The 26199-nt window shown below is 37.2% G+C and carries 26 protein-coding genes; 3 read left to right on the forward strand and 23 right to left on the reverse strand.

Going from position 1 to position 26199, the window contains the following annotated elements; translation table 11 throughout:
* Positions 1 to 129 precede the first annotated feature (129 nt).
* Together MKY78_RS08655 and MKY78_RS08660 are read left to right on the forward strand one after the other, a co-directional pair.
* On the forward strand, positions 130 to 291 hold the full coding sequence (locus tag MKY78_RS08655) for a hypothetical protein (protein ID WP_339217423.1): 162 nt from the start codon (positions 130 to 132) through the stop codon (positions 289 to 291).
* Positions 292 to 348: 57 nt separating this feature from the next.
* The gene (locus MKY78_RS08660) at positions 349 to 1077 is read left to right on the forward strand and encodes a D-Ala-D-Ala carboxypeptidase family metallohydrolase (RefSeq protein WP_339217425.1); all 729 of its coding nucleotides are present in this window, start codon (positions 349 to 351) and stop codon (positions 1075 to 1077) included.
* A 153-nt stretch (positions 1078 to 1230) separates the two neighbouring features.
* Here MKY78_RS08660 and MKY78_RS08665 read toward each other — a convergent pair whose 3' ends face one another.
* From MKY78_RS08665 to sigW, 18 genes are all read right to left on the reverse strand, one after another.
* Positions 1231 to 1530: a hypothetical protein gene (locus MKY78_RS08665; RefSeq protein WP_339217427.1), complete on the reverse strand. Its 300-nt coding sequence runs from the start codon at positions 1528 to 1530 to the stop codon at positions 1231 to 1233.
* Positions 1531 to 1535: 5 nt separating this feature from the next.
* The gene (locus MKY78_RS08670) at positions 1536 to 1835 is read right to left on the reverse strand and encodes a DUF2089 family protein (protein ID WP_339217429.1); all 300 of its coding nucleotides are present in this window, start codon (positions 1833 to 1835) and stop codon (positions 1536 to 1538) included.
* Positions 1836 to 2163: 328 nt separating this feature from the next.
* On the reverse strand, positions 2164 to 2757 hold the full coding sequence (locus MKY78_RS08675; RefSeq protein WP_339217431.1) for an NDxxF motif lipoprotein: 594 nt from the start codon (positions 2755 to 2757) through the stop codon (positions 2164 to 2166).
* A 69-nt stretch (positions 2758 to 2826) separates the two neighbouring features.
* On the reverse strand, positions 2827 to 3507 hold the full coding sequence (locus MKY78_RS08680) for an HAD-IA family hydrolase (RefSeq protein WP_339217870.1): 681 nt from the start codon (positions 3505 to 3507) through the stop codon (positions 2827 to 2829).
* A gap of 565 nt (positions 3508 to 4072) precedes the next feature.
* Positions 4073 to 5149 carry an AraC family transcriptional regulator gene (locus MKY78_RS08685; protein WP_339217433.1) on the reverse strand — a complete coding sequence of 359 codons (1077 nt, stop codon included), beginning with the start codon at positions 5147 to 5149 and terminating at the stop codon, positions 4073 to 4075.
* A gap of 213 nt (positions 5150 to 5362) precedes the next feature.
* The gene (locus MKY78_RS08690; RefSeq protein WP_339217435.1) at positions 5363 to 6079 is read right to left on the reverse strand and encodes a dihydropteridine reductase; all 717 of its coding nucleotides are present in this window, start codon (positions 6077 to 6079) and stop codon (positions 5363 to 5365) included.
* Positions 6080 to 6743: 664 nt separating this feature from the next.
* A complete protein-coding gene (locus MKY78_RS08695; protein ID WP_339217436.1) occupies positions 6744 to 7112 on the reverse strand; it encodes a hypothetical protein in 369 nt (122 codons plus the stop codon).
* A gap of 153 nt (positions 7113 to 7265) precedes the next feature.
* The gene (locus MKY78_RS08700; RefSeq protein WP_339217438.1) at positions 7266 to 7802 is read right to left on the reverse strand and encodes a hypothetical protein; all 537 of its coding nucleotides are present in this window, start codon (positions 7800 to 7802) and stop codon (positions 7266 to 7268) included.
* Positions 7803 to 7926: 124 nt separating this feature from the next.
* Positions 7927 to 8460 (reverse strand): 2'-5' RNA ligase family protein, encoded by a 534-nt coding sequence (locus MKY78_RS08705; RefSeq protein WP_339217439.1) that lies wholly within the window; start codon positions 8458 to 8460, stop codon positions 7927 to 7929.
* Positions 8461 to 8586: 126 nt separating this feature from the next.
* Positions 8587 to 8877, reverse strand: a complete 291-nt coding sequence (locus tag MKY78_RS08710; protein ID WP_339217441.1) for a hypothetical protein — start codon at positions 8875 to 8877, stop codon at positions 8587 to 8589.
* A gap of 226 nt (positions 8878 to 9103) precedes the next feature.
* The gene (gene ltrA / locus MKY78_RS08715; RefSeq protein ID WP_188384654.1) at positions 9104 to 10366 is read right to left on the reverse strand and encodes a group II intron reverse transcriptase/maturase; all 1263 of its coding nucleotides are present in this window, start codon (positions 10364 to 10366) and stop codon (positions 9104 to 9106) included.
* Between the two features lie 672 nt (positions 10367 to 11038).
* A complete protein-coding gene (gene glmS, locus MKY78_RS08720; RefSeq protein ID WP_339217442.1) occupies positions 11039 to 12841 on the reverse strand; it encodes a glutamine--fructose-6-phosphate transaminase (isomerizing) in 1803 nt (600 codons plus the stop codon).
* 504 nt (positions 12842 to 13345) lie between these two features.
* Positions 13346 to 15136, reverse strand: a complete 1791-nt coding sequence (locus MKY78_RS08725; protein ID WP_339217443.1) for a S9 family peptidase — start codon at positions 15134 to 15136, stop codon at positions 13346 to 13348.
* 164 nt (positions 15137 to 15300) lie between these two features.
* On the reverse strand, positions 15301 to 16644 hold the full coding sequence (gene glmM / locus MKY78_RS08730) for a phosphoglucosamine mutase (protein ID WP_339217444.1): 1344 nt from the start codon (positions 16642 to 16644) through the stop codon (positions 15301 to 15303).
* A 74-nt stretch (positions 16645 to 16718) separates the two neighbouring features.
* Positions 16719 to 17960, reverse strand: a complete 1242-nt coding sequence (locus MKY78_RS08735) for a CdaR family protein (protein ID WP_339217446.1) — start codon at positions 17958 to 17960, stop codon at positions 16719 to 16721.
* Complete coding sequence (gene cdaA / locus MKY78_RS08740; RefSeq protein ID WP_339217448.1) at positions 17953 to 18774, reverse strand: diadenylate cyclase CdaA; 822 nt, start codon at positions 18772 to 18774, stop codon at positions 17953 to 17955. Before cdaA ends, MKY78_RS08735 begins: the two co-directional genes overlap by 8 nt.
* A 252-nt stretch (positions 18775 to 19026) precedes the next feature.
* On the reverse strand, positions 19027 to 19665 hold the full coding sequence (locus MKY78_RS08745) for a zf-HC2 domain-containing protein (RefSeq protein ID WP_339217450.1): 639 nt from the start codon (positions 19663 to 19665) through the stop codon (positions 19027 to 19029).
* Between the two features lie 15 nt (positions 19666 to 19680).
* The gene (gene sigW / locus MKY78_RS08750) at positions 19681 to 20244 is read right to left on the reverse strand and encodes an RNA polymerase sigma factor SigW (RefSeq protein WP_186869423.1); all 564 of its coding nucleotides are present in this window, start codon (positions 20242 to 20244) and stop codon (positions 19681 to 19683) included.
* A gap of 300 nt (positions 20245 to 20544) precedes the next feature.
* Here sigW and MKY78_RS08755 point away from each other — a divergent pair, with 300 nt between their 5' ends.
* On the forward strand, positions 20545 to 20724 hold the full coding sequence (locus MKY78_RS08755) for an aspartyl-phosphate phosphatase Spo0E family protein (RefSeq protein WP_339217452.1): 180 nt from the start codon (positions 20545 to 20547) through the stop codon (positions 20722 to 20724).
* Between the two features lie 29 nt (positions 20725 to 20753).
* On the opposite strand, the gene rocF is transcribed toward MKY78_RS08755, so the two are convergent.
* From rocF to MKY78_RS08780, 5 genes are all read right to left on the reverse strand, one after another.
* Entirely contained in the window at positions 20754 to 21650 is an 897-nt protein-coding gene (gene rocF / locus MKY78_RS08760; RefSeq protein ID WP_339217454.1) for an arginase, read from the reverse strand.
* Positions 21651 to 21765: 115 nt separating this feature from the next.
* The gene (locus tag MKY78_RS08765; RefSeq protein WP_339217456.1) at positions 21766 to 22881 is read right to left on the reverse strand and encodes a phosphomevalonate kinase; all 1116 of its coding nucleotides are present in this window, start codon (positions 22879 to 22881) and stop codon (positions 21766 to 21768) included.
* Positions 22874 to 23866: a diphosphomevalonate decarboxylase gene (gene mvaD / locus MKY78_RS08770; RefSeq protein ID WP_339217458.1), complete on the reverse strand. Its 993-nt coding sequence runs from the start codon at positions 23864 to 23866 to the stop codon at positions 22874 to 22876. Before mvaD ends, MKY78_RS08765 begins: the two co-directional genes overlap by 8 nt.
* 30 nt (positions 23867 to 23896) lie before the next feature.
* Entirely contained in the window at positions 23897 to 24877 is a 981-nt protein-coding gene (gene mvk, locus MKY78_RS08775; protein ID WP_339217459.1) for a mevalonate kinase, read from the reverse strand.
* Positions 24874 to 26163, reverse strand: a complete 1290-nt coding sequence (locus MKY78_RS08780) for a hydroxymethylglutaryl-CoA reductase, degradative (RefSeq protein WP_339217460.1) — start codon at positions 26161 to 26163, stop codon at positions 24874 to 24876. Before MKY78_RS08780 ends, mvk begins: the two co-directional genes overlap by 4 nt.
* Between the last annotated feature and the right edge of the window lie 36 nt (positions 26164 to 26199).

Below are 26199 nucleotides of genomic sequence, written 5' to 3' on the forward strand. Positions count from 1 at the left end.
ACTGTTCCTTCCCATGTTAGTATAGTTATAGACAGCTAGATTCATATAACTCAAGCGATTCAATCCAAAGTTTGAGGGGGTGTTTGTTTAAAGGCGAACTTTCATAAGCTCTGTTCTGTTCAGAACCGTTTGAAGCGTCTTGGATTCATTTCAACACTATCTCTAGCAAAGCTTCTATTATTCAAAGTCATAAGACCTAAGCAGATTAAAAGACGGAATCAAACCGGACAAGTGTTAATTGAAAAAGAGCCTTATCAATTGAATAGAAAATATGGATTAAAAGCTTTGTAATGTTCCATTAGCCTTTCGGGATGCAACTACCAATTTAAATCTTAGGAGGTATGTAATGTGAAAAACGCTTTTAAACAGTTTATTAGTATTGTTGGTTTTGCTTTCATGATTACACTTGCCATGACCTTTATCAGTACAGATGAGGCTTCTGCCTATAACTGGACCCGCACATTACAAGAAGGTTCCAGCGGATCAGATGTAAGAGAATTACAAATAAGGGTAGCTGGCTGGGCTGCCGATTCCCCTACCCAAACATATATAGCTGTCGATGGTCAGTTTGGTCCTGCGACAAGAGCTGCCGTCATGCGTTTCCAAAGAGCCTACGGATTAGCTGCTGATGGTATTGTTGGACCTGCTACCCAAGCAAAGTTAAACGATTTAGAAGGTTCGAATGGAACGAAACACTTTAATTATAGTGAGTTTTATTCCAAGGATGGCAGTGTCTTTAACGGCGGAAGAGTATCCTCCACTACGGTTAGAGAAAATGTTCGCAGAATGATGTATAAACTAGAAGCAGTTCGCGTTAAAATAGGAAACCGTCCGATTATAATTAACTCCGGCTTCAGAAGTATTTCCCACAACAATAGCATTCCTGGTTCTTCATCAAACAGCCAGCACACATACGGAATTGCGGCTGATATTCGCGCTTCAGGTGTCTCCCTAACCACTCTCAGAAATGCAGCTAGGTCATCCGGATTTAGTGGCGTTTACAATGGAAGTTCCTACACCCACGTAGATAGTAGAATAGAATATCCATACGGTGCACAGTATTGGTACTGGAATTAATTGACGTAACTTATACCAAGAAGCTACCGCATCAATTAGATAAACTGTGATTTTATCCAAATATAGATTAAAAGGCAGTTAAAACACGTAGTGGAGTAACTGCCTTTTTACCGTCCACTCGTAGGTTCCAAAAGCATGGATAAATATCCATAATCACTCTAAATCTAGAATATTCATTTTGTCTATCTGCTTTTTCTTTATAATTTTTCCTCTATGAGTAAAGTATATAACTATTAGTATTGTTGTCAGGATATTAGATACTAAGAAGGTTATAATGACTTCGATGATGGAAGGATTAAGTAAATTAAAACTAATAATCATGGAAAAAAATAGGCTAATGATTGGTAATATTAAACCAGGCCATTTATTCACCTGCTTAGATAGAGAGATTTGAAGTACTATTATCCCAACTATAATTAATAATCCAATCAGTAAAAGAACCAACTCTTCCATTTCATTCACACTCCAGTTCTTACTTTTTTATATTCATTTATTAATATTTTTGCCGTATCAAAATCTAGTTTTTCATTTATTGCTAACCTCTTAATGAGTGAAACATATGGATCATTTGAAGTGTCTTCAGCTACTTGGATTTTTTGAATTAATCGATCTAACCTTAATCTTACTGTAGGATACGTTACTCCATAAGAACTTGCAACTTCTTTAAGTGAGCCTGAAGATAATATGAACCTCTTTATAAAACTAATATCTTCATCATCTAAGGATGCTAGCCAGTCTGGGATTACATCTATTGACATTAACTATACACCTCCATTACAAATGCTAAATCGAACTTAATGATTGACTTTAATATAATTAAATGTAATCTTTAACTTTATTAAAGTCAATCATTTATTAATTCTACATTATCAATATAGTTGATTTCTTTCATAGTGATATTTTGGAGTATATTATCTATTAGATATTTGACTTATAGACAAACAAAAAAGAGGCCGTAACACTGCTGGTTTGGTCTCTTTCATTCTTCTATAATACTCTTGTTTGCTTTATAAGATACGAAGTATGATAAGGGGGTGATCATGATACTAAATGCTTTAAAACTGTAGAATTTTATACGTTCTTTCCTTATTCCCCTCGCCCAAATGCTTTCGTTTCAATAGCTTTCTCATCAAGGAAATCCTCTATTTTCTTCTGCTCTCTTCCATTCACCACATTGGTTTTATTCATTATAGATTGGATGTCTACTTTTGGAAAAATTCCTTGATATAAGTCATCTGCCATATTAATCATTTCATAAAGAATCTCATTTGACATCGTAATATACTGACTAATTCTTTCAGACTCTTCTTGATAAGCTTCCGGTAAAGTATTATTCGTAATATAGTTAGAAAAATTCTCATCATTTTCTATGGTAAGCTTGCTAATGGCTTCAAATTTCTCTAATTCACTTTTAGTTAATTCCTTTTCTTCGTCGAAAATAGCAAAGAATGGATAACTAGCATTAGTTAAATCTTCATAGCTATCTAGGTAGGTTTTGATACTTAATTTTATTTCTTCCTCGTTAATTATACTGTTTTGTTTTTCAGAAATGAAAATAGTACTAGGAACCTTTACGTTCTCCATGGAGAGAATTTCATCTTCTTCCGCTTCTATATTTGGATTCTGCGTACAAGCGCTTAATATAAATAGAATGAGGAAGCAATACAAAAATCTTCTCATAATAATTTCCTCTCCTTACAATTGATATGACTAGCCTTTTTAAATCGGTAGGTACCCATATGATATTTCTTATGGTAAATAACTTAATAATTTCTCGAAAGAATTGATTTCGGCAAATGGTGTTATTTCGGTATCATTCTTAATACTATGTGGATTAAACCAGATGCCCTTTATATTTGCATTTTGACTACCGCCAATATCCAATTCTAAGTTATCTCCAACAAATAATGCAGATTCCGGTCGGACATTAAGCCTATTTAAAGCTAATTCAAATATGCGTTTGTCAGGCTTACTAAGTCCCACTTCTTCAGAAATAATGATTGTGTCAAAATAACTATTTAAATTAGTGTTAATTATCTTTGCTTTTTGCCTCTGTGTTGATCCGTTTGTTATGATGGCAACTTTAACTTGCTCCTTTATACTATTCAAGATATTAATAGTGCTTTGGTTTACAGAAAAACACTGAGGAAAATGATTATTCCAAAAGTCTTGAAGGTCTTGGCTTGGCAATCTATATTTTGGTGGAAATTCATTAAACAATCCCTCCAAGACTTTTGTTTTATTACTATTGCCATAGCTTGTTTTATTACTATTGCCATAGCTTCTTTTATCATAATCCTTGAATCTTTGGAGCATTTCTTTTTTGGTTGTATGTTTAACATCTTCATAACACTTTTCAAAAATAATAAAGAACATATTATCTACTGCCTTGTCTCTATCAAGTAAGGTATCATCTAAATCAAATAGCATTGCTTTAAAACTACGCAAATAACTTCACATCCCATCTCACATTATATAAAAGAACTATTACACCCCATAAATAGCTAAGATTGATAATCACCTATTATTCTATAATTGTATCAATGGTCGATTATACCCCTAGCAAAATAGATGGGAAATTCAAATAATTAATTTTTAATAACATTTCTTACTAGCAATACTTGTTTTTCAAGGTCATGATGTGCTCCAGCCTTTACCTCAGGAACTATTTCGTCAATTACGCCTAACTCTCTTTAATCAATTTATGTATACATTCGATATTAATCTCGTAATATCCTCTATTTCATTTCGTTTTTCGAGCTATTCTTATTCAACAGTCCTACTCATCCCAATCTCACTTCAACTAAATTATAACTATCGATAGTTTCACTATAGGTATCATTCGCAGTTTCCCTCAAGTCATCACTAATTTCAACTGTTATTATAAGACGGTTGTTCAAATCTTCTTAGTAACTTTCCAACAAACGGTAATAATAAAAAACCGCATTTGATTAAAGTGTTCAACTTCATCCAATACGGTTTAACGATAGTAGGACTATCTATTTTTATTAATAAGATCTATATACTGGGAATCGCCATATCCTATAGTTGGGAACAGACCAAGTAACCTATTGACTAATTCTGATGTTGGTAGGTCTTTATTTTGAGAAATATACTTTACTACTGCATTATTCTCTTTTAGCATATCTAAATATATATCTATTGCCTGGAACATTACTGGAAGTAGTTCTATAGATGGTCTTTTATGATTGATCAGCACTTCCTTATATACAGAAAAATAGTTACCTAATGTAAGCTCTGTTTGGCTTACTTTAAATTCATCCTCTCTAAAGCTATTTAAGAAAACTCTCCCGTCATATTGGGACTGCTCCAGATAGGCAAGGATGGTCAGCAGGTTCATTTGACAAAACATATCCTCACCAAACCACAAAACGATATACTTGTATTCTTTATGAAAGAGATTATCTAATGGCTCTATTACTTTTTGGATATAATCCTCTACTGAAACACGATGTCCTAATGCTCGCGTTTTAATAAACTCCTTATCGAAGACTTGTTCAGTAGTCGTATTTACACACATTGCTTCATTGAATGGAACATAATCGGAATCACCCATTATTTTTTCATTGTTAAACTCTTCATACATCACCTGGCCATTTAATATATTTAGTACATCCTGGTCAAACAATTCCTTATTCCCACTTTGTAACTTTTCAACCTCTATTTTTCTAGAAACATTCATTCTATACCATTCCTCTTTGTTATTAATAGTGAGCTTGAAAAACGATTGAACAGGCAGCTGGCGAAGTTGAAATTCCCTTGGATTGATACCAAAAACAGATTTAAACGCTCTACTATAAGCTTCTTGTGATGAATAATCGTAATCAAAGGCGATATCAATTATCCTTTTGTTATTGGCCAAATCCTTCGTAGATAAATACAATCTTCTAAGAAGAACATAGCGCCTAATACTGATACCTGTTACTTGGTGAAATTTAAAAGAACAATAATAAGGGGAATATCCCATATAATGTGCAAGCTCGTCTAAAGAGAATTTATTTGTTAAATTATCTTCAATCCAATCAATCATAAGTTGTATATGTTCATTCATTTATCTCACTCCTACTAACATTATAAGAATGATCCATTTCTTTCTTTTGACATTTCTTGTGCTATATTTATAAAAATATCCGAGGTAATATGTATGTTAAGACTAACACAATAGGATAATGAGAAACCGTAATTATAGATAAAAAAAGGACGCCTACTCATTAAAGAAAAGCGTCCATAGAATCTATGTCATATTTACCTAAAATCGTTTTGCTTAAATGGATAGATCAACTGATAATAACTCAGACCGTTGTTGTTCATGCTTATCGAGCATAATCTGCTCTGGCTTAATGCCATGCTCACGCAGTACTTCAATATTCTGCACGATGAACTCGTCACTGCCGACAACATAGAAAAGTCCATCCTTGTCTTCAGCAAGATTTTTCACTTCTTCATAGTAGTCTTTACGATTATCGACGAACTGTGCTGTGAACTTCTTGTCAGGTGCTGATTTAAAGATATTCGTGAATAAGAAATCTTTTGATGAATCGATGTTCAGGGAATGAATTTGATTAACATTGTCAGCACGTTCCAAATAATCAAGTACAAGCGGTCTGAAGGTTGCTAGTCCGACACCTGATGACAACAGGTAAACATTTTTGCCTTCTCTTTTAAGTGGAACATTCGAATGAGTTTTAAATATTACCACCTTATCGCCGACTTTATGATTTCTTAAAACTGCTTTAAATTCAGAGCACTGCTCTCTTATACGTGTTGTGATCCCGATTGTATTTTCATTTGGTAAAGTGGAGATTGACATATGACGGATCAGGCCGCGGTTTGGTTTATCTCCGGCATTAAAGCCTTCCAATGCGAAGTGGGTATGGGAACCTTCCTCCCATGTAAATTCTTCCGGACAGTCAAGCAAGTACGTTCTGACCTCGGGCGTTTCTTCAATAATCTTATTGATAGTAGTCCAGTATATTTGCATTATATATTCTCCTTAGTCCATTATCTGTATCGTTACTACTTAACATATCACAATTGATAACAATTATCAATTAGATGGATTAGATATCTCAGATAATTCATGCAACTCGAATTTAGTAACGACTGGGGGAAATTTCCTGTGGCTCAATAAGATGTCATCAATTTCGTGATTTTTAGCGATTCCTACTTCTGTAAAACATCTGTTTCTTTATCTATATATGTTCAACATAATTATGCACTTAACTGCTCTTCCTCAGCAAAATTGTAAGATAATCAAAACCACCAGTGTGAACTGGTGGTTTGCTCTGCGGCTTGAAGCCTCTTTTACCGGCCTTGGCCTTAAAGGCCTACTGAATGGTTTTCCCTTACGCACCACATCCACGCACTGATTCTAAAGAATCTCTTACACTAAGGAACTAAAAGATAAACATGAGCTTGGTGGTTATCTATTCTATAGAATACCAGATGGAACAAACATGAAAGTCATACTAGGAAAGACGGAAAAAGGTTGGGAAATAGTAAATATGGAAAAAAGAAAAAGTAAATTAGAACTGTAATTATATATTTGTTCTCAAAAAGGGATTTAAATGTCCCTATTAAGCCAGTACGGAATTTAAAATCTATACTCAACTCTTGCATCCGTTTGTTTAATAAAGTCATCATAACTATTGTGAAAATACCTCTATTTTATCGGTAAACAATACAGGTGGATCTGATTCTCCAACATCACTATAATAGCCAACAATTCGTTTGCCTATTTCTAAATCTAATTCTTCATATTCTTTTTGGTTAAGGTGGTAGAACACACCATCATTTTCTTGTGCAAGATTAATAAGTTCCTCTCTTGTTTTACTCGAAATATCAATGTCTTCCACACTTGGCAAAGATAATACGATGTACTTTATTTCACCAATAGTATTCTTCTCAATGTCAACAATGATACCTTCGTGTCTTTCTCCAGAGGTATCATTCTCTTGCTGACTACAAGCTCCCAAAATCACAACAAGTAAAATTAATATTAATACCCTTTTCAAAAAATCACCCCCAAAAAATTTCTGCAATTAAACTCTTTGAACAAATAAATACTCCTTCTTCAAGGGCTCTGCCCCTTTAGTAAAACATAATATTAGCGTTAATCCTTCTTAAATTAACGCAGCCTTTACTTTAAAGTACACTTTTTCAAATACTTACTCTAAATCGGATATTATTTGGTACAATATCCTTTTGCTTTCTTCATCCTTTTTTCTATATGGTCGACCAATTTCTTTATAGATTTTCTTTTCTTCCAATAACTGTTTTGGATGCAGGACTTTTGCTTTTATTCCGTGTAATTGAAAATAATGCGGCAAAAGGGAATCATCTCGCCATACCCATTCTGTTAAACCATTCATAATAAGGTTGCCATTCGCGTCGTATGTCAAGTATCCCAAAGTAACAACTACATTATCCTTATGAAAATCTGATTGTCTATTACGAAACTCCTCCCCGACAGGTACTTGTTCATAACCAGCCTGTAGAAGTATAGCCTCTAATCGCTCTCTATTTGTTATCCATGTTAGTATATCAATATCACTATGTGGTCTGGTAACCTTACCAAGCATGAAATCAATTGCCCAACCTCCACGTAACCAAAATTCAGCATCGAGATTCTCAAAAATTGTACTAATTTCATCCAATACCTTTAATTGTGCTTTAGTCTGTACATCGAAAGTTTCTTGTTTCATCGATTATTCAATCCTTCATTTGTTCTATTACCTTGTTCTACTAACCTGTCCCTTTAGTAATAAAGACCACCACTGTGACGATCTCATTATTGTATTAAAGCTCCCGTTAGTTGAATAAGGTCATTTAGTGATTTAAAGGTATGTCTATATACTTTTCATAAATTTGCGGTTCAATTTCTCGATAGATCCTAATATAGTCTACTTTAAACGTAGGATATGGAGTAATTTTTTCTCCCGCCAATCTCGCCATATCTCGAAGTTCTTCCGTTGACATACCATAATATGTTTTTCCTAAAGACATATGCGGTATAAAATCGTCCAGCTCAAAGTACCGCTTGATTAACTCAGGACTTGGAGCGATAGTGTGAACCAATTTTTTATGCAAAGTGGTAAGTTCGTCTGATTCAATAGTTAAATAAAGAATATTATCAAAGAAAAACTTTGGTTTTCCAATTGTTATATGAAAAGGTTCGATTATCTCACAAAGCTTTTTAACCTTAGAAATCCACTTTTCGTCAGGAGTCAATCCACCTTGAGCCTTTAATGTAATATGGGGCTCTACCGCTTTATTAATCCAATGGGTTGTCCAGTTGCCTCGAAATGTTGCTACCTTCTCTTTGTAGTAATCTGGTGGAACAATTCCAATAAAATATTGCAAAATAACCCCTCCTAAACGTATTCTATCAATTTTATTGCCTCTTCAATTAAACTCCCCTTTCGTAGAATAAGTTCTATAAAAATAGCGTTAATCCTTCTTGAAGCAACGCACCCGTTTATTTAATTGCTAACCATTCTTCTGTTTAATTTGCTGCTCTTTTTCTTTAAGCAAAACTGCAAATTTTGCAAACAAGATAGGAATAAGTGAAAAGACAATACAAATGGGAACGATTAGAATAGTTAAAGATACAGCATCAACAACGATAGAATAAATTAAACCCACTAATCCACTTACTATTAAAATTATCCATGACGGGAAACGTTTAAATGTGAAGCTAACTAAACCACTTCCTAACATAATCAACATGATTAGTACGAGGAAATGCCACCATAATGTAAAGTAGAAACCTAAAGCCACTTTATCTCCCCCTTATTTAACTCTTCTCCATTAGTTCAAGTACTTAATATTCAGAATCATATATGTATTTTAACATAAATATCCAATTTTTAGTTTCATCAACAATTAACTCCCATTAATTTTAAGATAATAAATCACAACAAAGTAACCAATCGAGTAGGAGGAGGCGTTTAACCTCCGACCTCTCACACCACCGTACGTACGGTTCCGTATACGGCGGTTCCATCTAAGTCCAACGTAACGTTTGATATCTACTAAATAGACTCTTTAGCCCTTGGCCTGACCAATATTGGTCGTCAAGGGCTTTATGCAAGATTGGGCTTTTAGCTATTCGCCAGTATCCCTTTCTTGTGTTAGCCCATTCCCACGCTTTTCCTTTCTTAATTCCGTATCGAATTAAGTTATGGTACCTTGTTTGGACTTTCTTCCATTCCTTCCAACGAATCATTCGTAACCTTCTTCTTATCCAGGCATCTAGTTTCTTGAATAAAGAAGGCGTTTCTGCCAGTTGGTAGTAGCCTAACCAACCTATTAGGAATCGATTTAGTTTCTCCATCCTTCTATCCATCGCCACCGATTTCCTTCTAGAAGTCAGTTCACGAACTCGCTGTTTAAAGCGTTTTACACTTTCTTTTGAAACCCGGATTTTCGGGGTTTCCTTCTGGATGGTAAAAGAAAATCCAAGGAATTTGCGTCTCCATGGGCGGTCTACCGCACTTTTGTCTCCATTTACTTTGAGTTTCAGTTTCTCTTCTATGAATTTAGTGATAGTATTCATGATTCGTAAACCCGCACGTTTGGAGCGAACATAGATATTACAGTCGTCTGCATAACGGACGAAGTGAAGTCCTCTTTTCTCCAGTTCTTTATCCAGTTCATCGAGGACAATATTGGAAAGTAGTGGACTTAGGGGGCCTCCTTGGGGAGTACCTTCTGTATTAGGACAAGCTAACCCATCTTCCATAATTCCTGCCTGTAAATATCTTCTGATTAATTTCAAGACCATTGGGTCTTGAATTCTTTTACTTAATGTTCGCATCAGTCTGTCATGATTTACTTTATCGAAGAATTTCTCTAAATCCATATCGATTACCCAACGGTAACCCTGCTTGATATAATTTCTAGCTTGTCTCACCGCATCATGTCCGCGCTTGTTTGGACGGAATCCATAACTGTATCGCGAAAATGTAGGGTCGTAAACTTCCGTTAGGACTTGTGCGATTGCTTGTTGGAGGAATCGGTCTGTCACGGTAGGGATACCTAACTTTCTCTTCCCACCGTTTGGTTTCGGGATTTCGACACGACGAACAGGTTGAGGGTAGTAGGTTCCCTTTTCGAGTTGTTCCCGAATGGTAGTCCACTGTTTCATGATATGTGCTCGTAGGTTTTGTACAGGCATATCATCCACACCATGACTTCCTTTGTTTCTTTCTACACGTTTTAGTGCTTGTATTAAGTTTTCCCGTGATAGTATTCTTTCCAACATGATATCGAACTCCTACGCGAATTGTCCGTCCTTCTTATGTGGCAACTACTTTCAGCCCTTCTAATGTCCCCCACGAGATTCATCGTTTCCTCCATTAGGAAGGTTCTTATGTTTCTGCGTCATCAAGTGTTGCGTATGCAAAGTGGCAATTCTCCTTAGATGATTCAGCCCTTCCCGAATACCCTAGGAGCATTCGGTACTATGGCTTCGGCTGACTTCTGATAGTTCAGCGAACATTCTCATGTTCGGTTACGGCAGGTGTACCGCATTTCTATCAGACCTCCCAGGGTAAGCACACATTCTTCCTCTCCATGTCCTCGCTCCATTTACTCTATGCTCCCTTTGGCAGTAAGGACTTCAACTTGTATAGCAGTCTCATCCAAGAACATCTAGCCTTATATGAAGTTTGTGTTCCTCGAGGCGGAGATTTGCCGCTGACTTCCTTCAGATTCTAGGTCACCCTAGACACCCTTGTCTTAAGCTAATCACTACTACTGCCTTCGTGATTCAGGACTTCAACCCTAGAGAATGTGTGCATGCCTGGCACACTATAAAAAACCCTCTGTTCCTATTTTAGAACAGAGGGTTAAAAAATGTTGCTATCCACTTTATTGATATTTACCAACTATAATGTTACTAGACAATTCACAACAAGATTTCCAACTAAAATCCTTCCTACTCCACCGTAACACTCTTAGCCAAGTTACGCGGCTTATCAACATCCGCTCCACGGTGTAGGGCTGCATAATAAGCAATAATTTGTAATGGAATTACTGTTGCAAGTGGTGTTAATAATTCATGTACAGTCGGGATGACAAATGCATCATCATCTTGCTCAAGACCCTTCATGCTAATGATAAGGGCGTTTGCACCACGTGCCACAACTTCTTGAACATTTCCGCGAATAGAATAATTAACATTCTCCTGTGTTGCAATCGCAATAACTGGTGTACCTTTTTCAATTAATGCAATAGTTCCATGTTTTAATTCTCCACCTGCAAAACCTTCTGCTTGGATATAGGAAATTTCTTTCAGCTTTAATGATCCCTCTAAGGAAACAAAGTAATCCAAGCTACGACCAATGAAGAATGCATTACGAGTTGTTTCTAAATAATCTCTAGTTAGCTGTTCAAGCTCTTCTTTTTGTGCAGTTAATACGTCCATCGCATTAGCAACAATGGCAAGCTCTTGCATTAGGTCAAAGTCTAATGTAATACCTTTAGCATGCGCCGTATCTACAGCTAAAATTGCTAATACTGCAATCTGTGCAGTGTATGCTTTTGTAGATGCAACCGCAATCTCAGGACCTGCATGTAGGTGTAATGTGTAATCCGCTTCACGAGAAAGGGTGGATCCTGGCACATTGGTAATCGTTAGTGCTGGATATCCCATTTCTTTAATTTTAACTAGTACCGTACGGCTATCTGCTGTTTCTCCACTTTGAGAAATGAAGATAAATAATGGTTTTTCTGATAGCAATGGCATGTTATATGAAAACTCACTAGAGACATGTACCTCTACTGGAATCTTCGCGATTTTTTCAATTAAGCTCTTGCCCACAAGTCCAGCATGGTAGCTAGTTCCAGCCGCAATGATATAAATGCGATCACAAGCCTTCATTGCTGCACGGATGTCTTCATCCAATTTAAGCTCATTATCTTCGTTTTGATATTCTTTGATAATTTTGCGCATAACAATTGGTTGTTCATCAATTTCTTTAAGCATAAAGTGTGGGTACGTACCTTTTTCGATATCGCTCGCATCGATTAATGCTGTATAAGGAGTACGCTCTAAAACCGTTCCATCAAGCTGTTGGATAGATACAGATTCACGTTTTACAATAACGATCTCTTTATCATGAATTTCAAGATATTGATCTGTTACCTTTAATGTAGCCATAGCATCACTTGCTACCACATTAAACCCTTCACCTAATCCAACTAATAAAGGACTTTTATTTTTAGAAACATAAAGTGTATCACGATCTTCATTGTCGATCATCGCAATTGCATAAGAACCCTTTAATAGCTCCATTGCTTGGCGGAAGCTTTCTAACGTACTTTGAGTTGTTTCATAAAACTTCTCAATTAATTGGACAATAACTTCTGTATCTGTCTCACTCTTAAATGTAACATCTTGCAGATATTCACGCTTTAAATCCAAATAGTTCTCAATAACACCGTTATGCACAAGCGTAAATCTGCCATTGGTGCTTTGATGTGGGTGAGCATTGTTTACACTTGGTTCTCCATGTGTCGCCCAGCGTGTATGACCAATCCCCATTGTTGCGTGAATAGACTCATCCACTGACTCTCTTAGAGCAGCAATACGGCCTTTTACTTTGAATAGGTTTAAACCACTTTCATTTAATACCGCAATACCCGCAGAATCATATCCGCGATACTCTAATTTTTCAAGTCCATTTAATAATACTTCTTTAGAATCCTGTTGTCCGATATATCCTACAATTCCACACATTAGTAATTGTTCCTCCTCGTAGGGGCAACAAACGACCATGAAAGGATTTCATTTAAAATGCTTTGGGGCGTTTTATTGCCCCTTTCTCGTGTTTTTTTAGTCTGTTTATGATGACACTCTACCCTTTTCCTTTGTGCAATAGGTCACCCTATTGTTTTTCGAAAAAAGCATAACGACTGGAGTGTGCAACCGGAAGGCACCCGCCGATAAATCTCGATAACCTTCATCCTCGTCAACTATTTTCTTTTTACCGTTCAGAAAATAGCCCAGGCGCTTTATTATTATTTACCTCTACCCTCCTAACTATTTCGATATTAGTCACCCTATTCTTGGCAGAAAATTCACCAAAGATAAGATACCAACTTATTTTACAAGATTTTACTACCATTGGTCAATCCTAAACGTTGAAAAAGGTGACATGTAAATAGTATATGTCACAAAAAGTTACTTGTTAACAAGTAAAGGACACATGGATTATCAACTCCCATGCGCCCTTCATTTTCCCTAACCTTGATGCTTCTCAAGGAAATCAAGCATGACATTATATACTTTAATTTCATTTTCTTTCTTAGAGAATCCGTGCCCCTCATCTTCTAAAACAAGGTATTCGACCTCTCGACCTAATCCTCTTAGCTTCTCAACAATTTGATCTGATTCTTCCTTCACAACACGAGGGTCTTTCGCACCTTGAATAACAAGCATTGGCTTCACCATGGACTCAAGATAGGTGATTGGAGAATCGTTAACAAAACGTTCCTTATCACGTTCTGGATCTCCTAACCAACGCTCCATCATTGGCTTCCAGTGTGGCGGAACAGAGTTGACGAAGGTAAACAAGTCAGACGGACCAAAGATGTCTACTACCGCTTTGAAATACTCTGGGTGGCGACCATGTAATAGTAATGCCATATAGCCACCATAGCTCCCTCCAACAAGGAACAACTTATCACGATCTGTTATATTATTTTCAAACAACCATTCAATTCCCGCTACACAATCTAATCGCGGACCATGTCCCCAATCTTGTTCCACCAGCTTGACAAAGGAAGAACCATAGCCTGTGCTACCTCGGAAGTTAGGTGCAAATATCGTATATCCTCGATTTAATGCACTTTGGAACATAGCACGGAACATTTTACGTTCTGATGCTTGTGGACCACCATGTGGCCAGAAAATAGTGTGTCCATTATCATTCTCTGGGTTGGCCCGGAACAATAATGCCTCTATTTCCATTCCATCAAATGATCTATAAGTGACGACCTCAGGCTCTACCATGTCTTCCTGACTGACACCGAGTACACGATTATTAGTTAAGGCTTCCCAATTAGTGCCATCGGTTGATTTGTAAATGTTAAATGGAATTGTTGCCGTACGACCAAGCACATATAAATTGCCAGCTTTTGTAACAACTAATTTTTCCACGACATCAAATGGAGTCGATAGCTTCTCTAATTTATTTGCACCTAAATCATAACGGTATAACATATCTTCTACGCCCTTTTCCGTTACAACGTAAAGGTAGTTATTTTCCTTATTATATTCGATATGATCAATGCTCTCATTGTCAATTTGAAGGACTTTGTCAAACGTTTTAGAATCCAGGTTAAATTTGGCTACATAACTATATTCTTCTTCAAAGTTCGTCGTGAAATAGATATCCTTATCGCCAACAAATACCGGGCCAGTTGCTACATGAACCTTTTCCGGATCTGGTGTTAAATGTACGATTTGATCGCCTTCTTTCACAAACAATTGAATATATGTGTTTGCAAATAGACGCATATAAACGAAAACATCTTCCTTCTCTGATACGCCTGCCAAATAAGTAGAACCATCTGCCCCTTCATGTAGCAACGTATCTGTATTGTCTTCTAGGTTACGAACACGCGTATTTAAGAAGTTCGGATTTCCTTCAGATGTTACATAATAAAGCCGTTTTCCATCATCGCTTAAATGAGCAAAATAGTATTTTTCATTCGGTTCACCCGTAATTAGTTCCTGTGGCATACCACCTTCACTAGGGACAGCGTAAATTTGGTAGTTCTCATCTCCATCATGATCATAACCAGTTAAGACATAACGTCCCTCTGGATCAACCTTAATGAAATTAGCTGTTTGATCCTTCTGAGCAAATAAATACGGATATGTATCTGGAAGATCCATTGCCCATAGATTCATTTTCCCATTTAGGTTTGTGTTAAATATAAGCCGTGTCTCATCTTTACTAATTGCAAAATTATTAATAACATACGTACGCAAAAATTGTTCTACGGTTGGCTTCGGAAAGTTTATCATATTTCTCCCCCTCAATATAAAAACTGTAAATTTAAATTCCTAAGAATAGTATAACGCATTTCTAACAATCTGACAGTTGATTGGTATGCACTTTTTTCCCCGCGGACGGAATTTATTATTACATGCAAAAAAACTACCCTCAATCAGAGAGTAGTTTTCCATTATTATTTAATACCAAGTAAATCTTCAATTACTTGAGCGATTTGATCTGTATATGTTTCACATTCTTCTTTTGTTGGTGCTTCCACCATGACACGAACTAGTGGTTCCGTTCCAGATGGTCTAACCAGAACTCGACCATTACTTCCTAAGGCTTCTTCAACCTTTTCAATCTCTTGTTTGATTGTAGGATCGTTCAATGCTTTTTCTTTATCGGTTACTCTTACATTTTTCAATACTTGTGGGTAAATAGTCATTTCACTTGCTAATTCAGATAATGGTTTACCCGTTTCTTTCATGACGTTAACGAGTTGAATAGCTGATAATAAGCCATCCCCAGTTGTACTATAATCTAGGAAAATAATATGTCCAGATTGCTCACCACCAAGGTTGTATCCGCCTTTTCTCATTTCTTCCATCACATAGCGGTCTCCTACAGCGGTCTTCTCACTGCTCATACCATGTTCTTCTAATGCTTTATAGAAGCCGATATTACTCATCACGGTAGATACAATGGTATTATGGCGGAGGAAGCCTTTCTCCTTCATATATTTACCACAAATGAACATAATCTGGTCACCGTCAACTATATTACCTTTCTCATCAACGGCAATTAAACGGTCACCATCGCCATCAAACGCTAGCCCAATATCCGCACCCTTTTCCTTTACAAATGCTTGTAAAGTCTCTGGATGTGTAGAACCTACACCAGCATTAATATTTAATCCATCAGGAGAAGCACCAATTGTATAAATATCTGCTTCTAAATCTGCGAATAAATGTGTTGCTAAACTAGAAGTAGCACCGTGCGCACAATCTAATGCAATTTGTAAGCCTACAAAATCATTATCAATGGATTCTTTTAAGAAAGAAAGATATTTATGTCCCGCTTCAAAATAATCTGCAACTACACCAACATCTGCACCAACAGGACGTGGTAGAGTATCTTCTTCATCCAATAGTTTCTCAATTTCCTCTTCTTGCTCATCTAATAGCTTAAATCCATCTGGCCCGAAGAATTTAATGCCATTATCCTCTACTGGATTATGTGAAGCAGAGATCATAATACCTGCTTGAGCACTCGTTGCCTTCGTTAAATAGGCAACACCTGGCGTTGAGATGACGCCTAAGCGCATTACCTCTGCACCAATCGATAATAATCCAGCGACTAAAGCGCCCTCTAGCATGGTTCCTGATATACGTGTGTCTCGGCCAATTAAAACTCTTGGTTTTGTTGTTTCCTTGGTTAATACATAACCACCAAATCTCCCTAATTTAAATGCTAGTTCAGGTGTTAATTCCTTATTAGCAACACCTCTTACACCATCAGTTCCAAAATATTTACCCATTTTTTGTACCTCTCCTTTACATCCTTACTTCCTGGACGTTATTTAAGTACGATACGAGATTAATCGCTTCTATACTAAACTTCTTCCTCTATTTCAATGACGACCTCTTCCACATCTGTATCCACCGTAACATTTTCCGGACCTTCTATTTCTAATGGTACGGTATTTCTTCCCGCTTCTAGACCAGTTGCATCAATAGCTATTCGAAAGTCTTCCGCACTTAAGTCTCTAACATCTTGTTCATTTCCTGTTACGGTTATACTTAGCTGCGATTCATTCGGCTCAATAAATCTAAGGTTATACCCATCTGCAAGATTGTCCACCTCAATCGGAACCTCATCTATTGTTTTGGTTTGCTCTAATTGTATCTCTACCTCTATTTCATTTACATCAGAGGGTAGCACACGATCTGGTAGAGCTAGTCCAATCTTCATGGTTCCTGATTTGGTTAATTCAGAAAGATCAATTGGTTCTGTCTTGATTTCATCTAGATTATCTAATATATCAGAAACTGCAAACACTTCTACTTCTTCCACTTTAGGTTCCATCGATACGATGGAATAACCGTCTTGTAATTCTCCTGTTGTGGCGACACTTACTGGTACACTTTTACTCGGATTATCAATTTCAGCAGAGATTACAACCGTTGCCGGATCAACTCTAACGGCAAGTTCATTTCCTTGGCTATCGTAGACATTGACTGGTACTTCCCGATTGTTAATCGATTCTGTTAAGCCGGCAACATCCACATACACTTTGACAATGGCGATTCGTTCAATAATTTCCTTTGAGCTTGTCACCTTAACTGTGTTCGTGTTTAATTCATATGCTCCTATCTGGTAACCTTCAGGGAGTTTATCTTCATTAATAAAATCGACACTAACATTAAATTCATTAGATGCTCGTTTTTCGATAAATACCGTTATAGTTTTCGGTTCAATATAGACAGATAATTGATTTGGCACATTATCATATTCAATTTCTACTTCATGCTCTCCCTCAGTCAAATCTCTAAGGTCAACGAAAAGCTCTATGTTACGCTGTCTCACAATTGGAGTTATCGCACTGGCAGGACCTTCTAATGAGACGGTTACACTTTCTGGAACACCACTAACAACATATTGTTCACTATCTATCAGGATGTCCAGTGGAACCCCTGTTAAAGTTTCTGTTTGTGATGATCCACCGAAGAGATTGGGGATAATACTTTCATTGGATGTATCAGCCTCTTCAATCGAAACAAAAACGTACAACAATATCGCGAAGCCTAAAGAAATACCTCGGATAAACCATTTGCTTCTGAACCAATTATCCACGCTTTTTCCCCCTTATCTTCCAAGCCTTTCTCTCGGAAGCACGATGGCTAGGAGTTAAATTTTCGAGCAAGAAATCTCTTAATCCATCTTGGCTTAACTCTCTGCGAAGCTCTCCATTTTTCGTACCAGATATACCACCGGTTTCTTCTGATACAACAATGGTTAGCGCATCCGTTACTTCACTAATCCCCATTGCAGCCCTATGTCTGGTACCTAATTCCTTTGAAATAAAAGGACTTTCAGATAATGGGAGGTAACAAGCCGCTGCAACTATTTCATCATCCTTGATAATGACTGCACCATCATGAAGCGGAGTATTCGGTGTAAAAATATTTGTTAATAGTTGATGCGTTAATTTCCCATTAATCGGTATCCCTGTTTCAACATATTCTCCGATACCCGTCTCGCGTTCTATAGTAATCAATGCTCCTATGCGGCGTTTTGCCATATAATTACAAGCATGAACAATATCGGTGACCATTTTTTCAAACTTTTCTTCTTCGGATTTCATACTTCTAGAGAAAAGATTACCTCTCCCAATTTGCTCTAGAGCTCTTCTAAGCTCTGGTTGGAATAAAATAATAATCACAATAAAACCCCAAGAAATTATCTGGTCAGTTGCCCACATTAATGTTTGTAATTCAAATAGCATACTGAGCAAACGAACAACAAAAACAACAACAATACCTTTTAATAATTGAATTGCCTTTGTTCCTCGTATTAACATGATTAATTTATATAGAACATACCAGACGAGACCTATATCTACGCCTATTCTTAGTAGGTCTAATATACCAAAATCCCCATTAGGCATGTCTACACTTCCTTTTATACATCGAATTCTCTTCCCGTCTTCATTAACTGAATCTCTTGTGTAGTCAGATAACAACTGATATTAACGCCCATATGTACAGTTTCTGCGAAAATACCGTTTCCATTATACCATATTTTATATCGCGATACGTCATTTAGCTAGTCTCAATTTCCAAAATTCGGCTAGTAGCTATACCTTTGTTTTTCCCTAAGAACCTAATAAAAAAACCCGGTTCTACAAACCAGGTTTTTACTATTCCATTGAAAATATACCTTTAAAGACATTTTGCATATGGTACCATACCCATTCAAAAATGCGATTCACTTCTTTTAATTCTCCATTAACCCCTGCCGCATTAGCCATAAGACCATTTTGATCTAGTCCATTATCTTCGACTAATTTACCATTGATTAAGGTGACATTCCCATCCACCGTTCCATCAATTTTCAAATTACCATTTTGAACAACTAAGTCACCTTCTACTGTGACTCCCTCTGGCACAACAACCATATGTCCTTCAATGATAAGATTTTCCGGGTTAGAAACCATCAGCTGTGAATCTTGCTCCCATGCGGATATTAATCCAGTAAACATAAAGATAAAAAAGATAGCTGCCGCGGTTAATACCGGATGCATCTTAAACCAGCGCATGTATCTCACATGTTTCTTCTCCACAGGTAGCTGCTGCATCACCCTATTAGCAAAGCCCTCAGGTGCGCTCATTTTATCAGTACTTTGAATTAATGTAATGGTTCTCTTTAATTCATGGAGATGCTTTTGACACGCCATACAGCCCTCTAGATGATTGATTAGCTGGGCTTCTTCTTCCCTCGTGATATCACCATCTAAGTGCTTATGCATTAAATCTAATGCTTCTTTATTACAATCCAACTGGATTCACTCCTTTTACACATGACGAAGCTTTTTACGTAAGGCTTCCCGCCCCCGATGAATTCTAGTTTTTACTGTCCCAATCGGGATGTCTAATATTTCACTAATCTCTTGAAGTGAGAAGTCCTCTAAATAGCGTAGCATTATTATACTACGATACTTGGCTGGGAGCTCAGCAATTTGCTTTTGGATATAATTCTGAAGCTCGAGCCCCTCTAATTGATCCTCTGGAAGCTTTTCATCTGCAGCTAATTGCGAGTACATATCCAACCCATCAGTGCCTTTTACTTCCGCATCAAGATAATAATCGGGTTTTCGTTTTCGTAAACGATCAATGGTTAGGTTTGTTGCAATTCTGTATAACCATGTTGAGAATTTTCTACGTTCATCATAGGAGTGGATATTTATATATGCACGAATAAAAGCTTCCTGAGCAATATCCTCTGCCTCATGTGCGTTTCCTAGCATTCGATAGCAATGTTGATAAATCTTATCCTGATAAAACAAGATAACATCTTCAAAAGCAGCTTGATCCCCTTTTTTGACCTGTTTAATTTTATCTTTAATTAACAATTCCATTCCATGTACCTCCGCCTGATGCGGTATTAAACCTTACGTATCAAAACTAAAAAGGTTTCACTTTTTTTATAAAAAATTCCGCTTTTCATCCATTTTTTTATCGTGTGCGTACAATCTATTTATCCTTGCACACATCACATTAAATCATGGATAGCAAGAACAAATAAACATTAGTAAACTTTTTCCATACCATTATAACGCATAATCGGTAAAAAATATGGATTTTTCTTAATTTACTATTGCAAAACGGTAAATTATTCGGGTAATATAGTTTAATGTATAGTAATAGGGGGAAAAAACATGGATAAACTTTTATTACAAGAAATTGAGCAATGCCGTAAAGAGATGATTACACTGAGTAATAAATATAAACTAACCTCAGAAGTAGTCGTAGAAACGAGTAAAAAATTGGATAATCTATTGAATCAGTATCAATTAAGTGATGTATCTAATAAAGAAAAAGACATCAATTTAATTTAATTTAAATTAATGCCTTTTTAGTTAATAGATTATTTCAGTTTTTCACCAAATAATGATCCCATTAATCCAACAGCTAATGTAGCTGTTTTATTTTTTTCATCAATTATTGGATTTACCTCCACTACCTCTAAAGAAGTAATCAAATCCGATTCAGCAAGCATTTCCATTGCTAAATGGCTTTCGCGATAGGTCATACCACCTAACACAGGAGTTCCAACACCTGGTGCTTCCGTCGGATCTAATCCATCAAGATCCAAGCTTAGATGAACACCATCGGTACGATCTTTCAAATATTCTATTGCCTCATCCATTACTCGTGACATTCCCATTCGATCGATTTCATGCATGGTATATACTTTAATACCCATTTCACGGATTAATTCTCTTTCTCCAGGGTCTAATGATCTTGCACCAATTATTACGATATTTTCCGGCTTCACCTTAGGAGCGTATTGATATAGGTTGGTAAGTCTTTCGTGGCCAAGCCCTAGGCTGACAGCAAGTGGCATACCGTGAATATTTCCAGATGGAGATGTTTCACTCGTATTCAAATCCCCGTGAGCATCATACCAAATTACCCCTAAATTCTCATAATGCTTGGAGATTCCAGCCAAGCTTCCAATAGCTATACTATGGTCTCCTCCTAACACAAGAGGGAACCTACCTTTAGTTATTTCTGCATCCACCATTTCCGCTAATGTTTCATTTGCTTCTATGACTTGCTCTAAATTTTTAAGTTTCGTTCCATCCTCATATTTATCTGGACGATTTATCGGTATATCCCCTAAATCGTGAATATCATAGTTTAAATCTTGTATGCGCTCAATTGCGCCAGCATAACGAAGTGCACTTGGTCCCATATCGACTCCGCGACGACTTTGTCCTAAATCCATTGGGACACCGATTAAAGATATTTTATTTTTCATAATAAAAAGCCACCTCCATATAATATTATTTTACCTTAGTTTATAAAAACGACTCAACTCGACAATTTTTCGAATATTTATTCATGCTCCATCCACGAAAGAAAGCATCGCCATATTAGGGCGATGCCTTCTCTATAGGGGTAGCTCCATTAAAATACGGTTGAATTTCTAACGGAATAATTCCTGCTTCTTCCCAAACATGGGTTAAGTGATTAGCGCTCTCTATAGATGGCATAAAAGCAATTCCACAGTCACCGCCTCCGGCTCCGGATTGCTTTGCAGCTCCTCCTAGTTCTTCAGCTAGATTACATAATTGTGTTATCATAGATGTTTCTAGTTCTGTTTGCGCCTCTTTTCCAACCGTTACTAATGCAGCTCTGTTTTGTTTGATACCTTGCAATAGTTGTGGAAGGTTCTCCGTTTGAACTCCTTTTAGGAAGTGTTCAACTGCTTCCTCACTATCTCGTAAAAACTCCTGATATTTATTAAAATTACGTTCTTTCAAATGCAATATTTGATTTACTAAATTTCCTGTTGATGCTGGACTACCAGTCCAACCAACACGGAGATGGATATGTTCCGGTAACGTTACCGGTTTAATGGATAAATATTTCCAATCCATTTCTAGTAGTTCTAATAAAGTATCCGATTCTTCGTATTTCTCTCTTAACCAACCTGCCTGGAAGGAGGAATACTGAATAATTCCGCCATATGCACTAGCAGCTACATCCGCTCCAGAGCCATTACCTTGTGCTGCAATATGCGATAATGCAGCAAGTTTAAATATCAGTAATGGATCTGGTGTTTTTTTCATATGATACTGCAAGATAGCTGTTATGACCCCAACTACTACAGCAGCACTAGAACCAAGACCGAATTTTTTCCCTGTGCTTTTATCATCTAATTCGCTCTTAACCCGAAGCGAAAAATTCTCGATAGTAGTTCCACTCTCTGCTAAATACTTACAGGCGATCGTCATTGCCTCTTGGACAAAATCAACATGTTTATCCTCAGATTCAATGTTTACCTGGTCATCAGTATATACCCAATTCAGGTTAGTTAGTTGGAATTTCTCTAGTGTTAGTTGATTCCTTTCACTAGGTTGTATATCGACATATACAAAGCGATTAACAGCCATCGCAATTAGCTTGTGATAAGGCTCAAGCACCGCAAACTCTCCAGCAATCATTAATTTTCCAGGGACTTGAATCGTTATGGTTGAATTAGACAAGCTCCTCATCCTCTAAATACGTTATTCCTTGCCCGACTCGACTTAATTTTACATCTGTAACACCTGAAATATTGCGAAGCGTTTCGAGCACCTTCTCCTCATCCTGTGGTAGGTATAACACTTTTACATTAGGTCCCGCATCGATGGTAAAGTATGCTGGAACTCCGGTACTTCGTAATTCCTGTACAGTTTGCATAACAGACATCGTCGTGTCTAACCAGTATGTGAAGGGAGGATTGGCTCCAAGTGTTGTAGCATGCATTTTCAGGCAGTTCGCCTCCGCAATTTCTCCAACCCTTTGAAAGTCTCTCTCCAGAATTCCTTGTTTTATTGCTTCTAAATCAGATGGAATACTTTCAACCCATCCTTTAAAAAAGGGTGAAGTTTCAACCGTCCGCTTCATCCCTGACCTGCTGGATACTTTTTTCATTTTTGCATCGAGAACCACCGCAGCAATTCTAATGTCCCAATGATCTTTTGGAGCTACTGGTACAGCAAAGGAATCAGAGCCGTCTTCCATCTCCCCTTTTTGCCATTCGGCAAATCCACCAAAGATAGAACGACATGCAGAACCAGAGCCTTGGCGGGTTAAACGAGATAGTTCCGATTCAGTCAGGCTCAACCCAATTGCTTTTGTCGCAGCAGCTGCAAGTGCAGCAAAGCCTGATGCAGAAGAAGCAAAACCCGCTGCAGTGGGAACTGCATTTATCGATTTTACTTCTGCATATAGTTGCTTTCCAGCTATATCTCGAACTTTATTAAGAAAGTTCGTAACTCGGTTGTATTGCTCACCTACTACCATCTCATCATTTAAGGTAAAGGTATCCTTTGTTAGTTCAGGCTTAAACGAAACTGTTGTTGTCGTATAAAATCCGTCTAACGTTACAGATAAACTATTATTAGTAGGTAAAATTAATGCTTCATCACGCTTTCCCCAATATTTAATTAATGCAATATTGGTATGCGCCTTTGCAGTTGCTTTCATGACTGTTCCCCTTTTCAAAGCCATTTCTTATTAATCTTGTTTTCTTAAGACAAATGGCCAAACAGCTTGCGCACCAAATTCTTTTAGCTTCTCTGCTAGTTGCCTTGAATGTAACTCATTCTTGGCAAGCGCAATCACACAGCCACCATTGCCAGCACCAGTTAATTTAGCACCTAGCGCGCCCTCTTTACGAGCAAAGTTAATTAATCGATCTAGTCCCTCATCACTAACACCTAGCGCAACTAATTCCTTTTGCGCCTCATTTAACATTTGGCCTAATAAATTCTTACCAGCCTTTTCTAATGCGTGTTTAGCTAAATGAGTTAATTCCCCGATTCGTTCAATTTTGGCCTGAATCTTCTTAGGAGCTTTCTTTAAAAGATGAGCAACCGATTCCACGGCTGAACGTGTGTCACCAATACGACCTGAGTCCGCTACAATAAAATGAAAATCCTCTCCAGGACTTATATAGCTTACCGGATTTTCTTTTTCGAACCATACCGGTGATTCCGAGGTTATCGTTAATGTATCAATCCCACTCGGAGAACCATGAGCAAACTTCTCTGCAATATTAGCAAAATGTAACAACTCTCTTTCTGTATACGTCACATTTGCATAAGAAAATAACGATCGAATAATAGCGATTGCGACCGATGCGCTAGATCCTAATCCTTTTCCAGGTGGTATAGAGGATTTTATTTTAATGACTAGGTCCTCTTTAGGAAGTCCTAAATATTTTAAGGTTTCATGAATGCTGTTTACAATTCCTTCTAATGTAAGTGGCGCAGAATCCATCGGCCCATTATAAAAGGTACTATCGAACTTAATTGGCCCTTTATGATATTCAATTACAGATTCTACTCCTACTAACGGAAAAGGTATCGCGATTGCTGGTTGTCCGTGTACAACTGCATGCTCACCAATTAAGATTAGTTTGCTATTCGCAATTCCAATTCCACTTTTTTCTGTTGTTATTAATTTATTTGTGATTGTTAGTTTTTCTGTACTCATTTTGAATATTGTTCCACCAATTCTTTAGCTTTACCTACACGGATTTCCTTTAACTTAACTAATTGTTCAGCTATAATATCAATCATCTCCCCAGTAGCGCCAGCAGCTATCGCAACAGATCGAGAATGCAGGGCCATATGACCTTTTTGAATTCCATCTGTTACTAGAGCTTTTAAAGCACCGAGATTTTGTGCTAAACCTACTGCAACAATAATTTGTGCAAGCTCGGAAGCAGATTCTATATTTAACATTTTATGCGCTAATTGTGAAATCGGATGTACACGAATCGCTCCACCTACTGTGCCAATAGACATTGGTAATTCTAATTCTCCTACCAAATTACCCTCCTGATCAACTGACCATTTCGTCATGGAACGATAACTTCCAAAACGTGATGCATAGGCATGAGCTCCCGCTTCAACCGCACGCCAATCATTACCAGTCGCAATGACAACTGGATCAATGCCATTCATAATCCCTTTATTATGTGTTACTGCCCGGTATGGGTCAGAGTCTGCGAATTCAAATGCATGCACTACACCATCGCGCACTTCTTCACCAGAGTATTCGCCTGTAGTTAATAATTTAGGGGGGATAACACATGTAGCCTTTGCGACACAGCGATCAGCAAGATTAGATAAAATACGTAGGTATACTTTACCTGCCGTAAGCTCTTCGACTGTCGGAGCCAACGATTCAACCATAGTGTTTATAATATTGGCACCCATTGCGTCACATGTATCAATATATAAATGTAATACAAGCATTGTTCCGTAGCTGGAACCAGGTGAATCATTTAGAATACGTACATCTAAATCCCTTGCTCCCCCACCTCTGGCTACAATACTAGGATAAGCAGCATTAGCTGCCTCTATTAATTCATTTTTAGCTTCTAACAATACATTCTTTGCAGCATCGAAATCTGGACAACCAACTACTTGGATTTGTCCAATCATGACTCTATCTGAAGCTTCTGTTTTAAAACCACCTGCATCTCTTACAATTTTAGCAATGTGACTTGCAGAAGCGACAATTGATGGTTCCTCAACAACCATTGGTATTATATAGTCTTTCCCGTTAATTAAGAAGTTCAATCCTAATCCTAACGGAAGTGGGAATGTTCCTATAACATTCTCAATCATTTTATCTGCAGTATCGATTGGTAATGCCTCCTGTGATGTTAAGACGCTTAAGTCATCTTCAGATAGCTCAAGTGCCTCCTGCAACAGCTCTCTTCGTTCTTCAACTGTTCTTTTATAAAATCCAGGAATCCTAGAAGATCTCATACCAACCATCCTTTAATAGTATCTATTTATTTAGTA

The sequence above is a fragment of the Ornithinibacillus sp. FSL M8-0202 genome (assembly GCF_037975285.1).
Lineage (GTDB): Bacteria > Bacillota > Bacilli > Bacillales > Amphibacillaceae > Ornithinibacillus > Ornithinibacillus massiliensis.

What these genes read in the sequence shown, in the direction of transcription:
- MKY78_RS08665 (WP_339217427.1), bottom strand. Translation starts at nt 1,530, where the DNA reads ATGGAAGAGTTGGTTCTTTTACTGATTGGATTATTAATTATAGTTGGG.
- MKY78_RS08670 (WP_339217429.1), bottom strand. Translation starts at nt 1,835, where the DNA reads ATGTCAATAGATGTAATCCCAGACTGGCTAGCATCCTTAGATGATGAA.
- MKY78_RS08675 (WP_339217431.1), bottom strand. Translation starts at nt 2,757, where the DNA reads ATGAGAAGATTTTTGTATTGCTTCCTCATTCTATTTATATTAAGCGCT.
- MKY78_RS08680 (WP_339217870.1), bottom strand. Translation starts at nt 3,507, where the DNA reads ATGCTATTTGATTTAGATGATACCTTACTTGATAGAGACAAGGCAGTA.
- MKY78_RS08685 (WP_339217433.1), bottom strand. Translation starts at nt 5,149, where the DNA reads ATGAATGAACATATACAACTTATGATTGATTGGATTGAAGATAATTTA.
- MKY78_RS08690 (WP_339217435.1), bottom strand. Translation starts at nt 6,079, where the DNA reads ATGCAAATATACTGGACTACTATCAATAAGATTATTGAAGAAACGCCC.
- MKY78_RS08700 (WP_339217438.1), bottom strand. Translation starts at nt 7,802, where the DNA reads ATGAAACAAGAAACTTTCGATGTACAGACTAAAGCACAATTAAAGGTA.
- glmS (WP_339217442.1), bottom strand. Translation starts at nt 12,841, where the DNA reads ATGTGTGGAATTGTAGGATATATCGGACAACAGGATTCTAAAGAAGTA.
- MKY78_RS08725 (WP_339217443.1), bottom strand. Translation starts at nt 15,136, where the DNA reads ATGATAAACTTTCCGAAGCCAACCGTAGAACAATTTTTGCGTACGTAT.
- glmM (WP_339217444.1), bottom strand. Translation starts at nt 16,644, where the DNA reads ATGGGTAAATATTTTGGAACTGATGGTGTAAGAGGTGTTGCTAATAAG.
- cdaA (WP_339217448.1), bottom strand. Translation starts at nt 18,774, where the DNA reads ATGCCTAATGGGGATTTTGGTATATTAGACCTACTAAGAATAGGCGTA.
- sigW (WP_186869423.1), bottom strand. Translation starts at nt 20,244, where the DNA reads ATGGAATTGTTAATTAAAGATAAAATTAAACAGGTCAAAAAAGGGGAT.
- MKY78_RS08755 (WP_339217452.1), top strand. Translation starts at nt 20,545, where the DNA reads ATGGATAAACTTTTATTACAAGAAATTGAGCAATGCCGTAAAGAGATG.
- rocF (WP_339217454.1), bottom strand. Translation starts at nt 21,650, where the DNA reads ATGAAAAATAAAATATCTTTAATCGGTGTCCCAATGGATTTAGGACAA.
- mvaD (WP_339217458.1), bottom strand. Translation starts at nt 23,866, where the DNA reads ATGAAAGCAACTGCAAAGGCGCATACCAATATTGCATTAATTAAATAT.
- mvk (WP_339217459.1), bottom strand. Translation starts at nt 24,877, where the DNA reads ATGAGTACAGAAAAACTAACAATCACAAATAAATTAATAACAACAGAA.
- MKY78_RS08780 (WP_339217460.1), bottom strand. Translation starts at nt 26,163, where the DNA reads ATGAGATCTTCTAGGATTCCTGGATTTTATAAAAGAACAGTTGAAGAA.